Here is a 1,352-nt window from a genome sequence, read left to right on the forward strand (position 1 = left end):
GTGTGGGACTGGCGGGGGACGGGGGCAGGTAGGTACGGTGGGCGCGCGACCATGTCCGCGGCTCCTCCGTCTTCCCTCATCTTCGGCAGGTACGCGGTCCTCCGCCGCCTGGCCGTGGGAGGCATGGGAGAGATCTTCCTGGCGCGACAGGTGGGCGTGAGTGGGTTCGAGCGCCCCGTCATCCTCAAGAGCCTGCTGCCGGACCTGCTGGAGCACGAGGGTTCGGTGGAGATGTTCCTCGACGAGGCCCGGGTCGCGGCGCACCTGAACCACCCCAACGTCGTCTCGCTGTACGAGGTCGGCGCGTGGCAGGGCACGTTCTACATCGCCATGGAGTACATCGAGGGCGAGAACCTGGGCCGGCTGGCGCGGGCGGCGCAGCGGGCCGGTACGACGCTGCCCCACCGGGTGTGCGCGCAGCTGATTCGCGACGCGGCGCTGGGCCTGGACCACGCGCACCACGCGCGCGACAGCCAGGGCGCGTCGCTGGAGCTGGTGCATCGGGACATCAGCCCGCAGAACATCATGGTGCGGCTGGACGGCGTGACGAAGGTGGTGGACTTCGGCGTGGCCAAGGCGACCATCCGCGCCAGCCGCACGCGCACCGGCGTGCTCAAGGGCAAGCTGCGCTACATGTCGCCCGAGCAGGTGCGCAACGAGCCCGTCGCTGGCAGCAGCGACCAGTTCGCGCTGGGGGTCGTGCTGTGGGAGCTGTGCACGCGCCGGCCGTTCATCGACACGGACAACCCCGCGGAGGCGATGCGGCGCATCGCGCTGGCGGCGGTGCCCCGGCCCTCGCAGTTCGTGGAGGGGCTGTCGCCGCTGCTGGAGCAGATCATCCTGCGCATGCTCCACCGCGTGCCCTCGCAGCGCTTCGCGCGGTGCGCGGACGTGGCGCGAGCGCTCCAGGCCTTCCTGGACGAAGTGCCGGAGGCGGAGGGCGAGGGCGTCTCCGCGGTGGTGACGCGGCTGGTGGGTGAGTCGGTGCTCGCGCGGCTGCGCGACGTGGCCACCGGCGAGACGGTGCTGCCCCAGGGCCGTGAGCCCTCCAGCGTGTCGTGTCCGCGCTGTGGCCAGTCCACCAGCGCGACCAGCCGCTTCTGCCCCGCGTGCGGCAGCGCCCTCACGCCCCCGTCCGGAGCCCCCGCGCCTGGCCTCGCGTCGCTGCCCGCGCTGCGAGAGCCGCCCGTGCACCTGAGCGACGACGCGCCCGACGCGCCGACCTCGAAGGCGCCCGCGGCCCGGAGCGGCGGAGATGGGAAGGCACCCACGGCCCGGAGCGGCGGGGATGACGCCGCGCACGAGCCGCCCACCGACCCGACGATGGAGGTGCCCGCGCCGCTGGCGGCCGC

1 protein-coding gene is annotated in these 1,352 nt (G+C 73.7%); it reads left to right on the forward strand.

All coding sequences use genetic code 11. The features are described from left to right. Positions 1 to 51 precede the first annotated feature (51 nt). On the forward strand, positions 52 to 1,352 hold a 1,301-nt coding region (locus D7V93_RS43060; RefSeq protein ID WP_147451684.1), incomplete at its 3' end, for a serine/threonine protein kinase.

The sequence above is a fragment of the Corallococcus llansteffanensis genome (assembly GCF_003612055.1).
GTDB classification, from domain to species: domain Bacteria; phylum Myxococcota; class Myxococcia; order Myxococcales; family Myxococcaceae; genus Corallococcus; species Corallococcus llansteffanensis.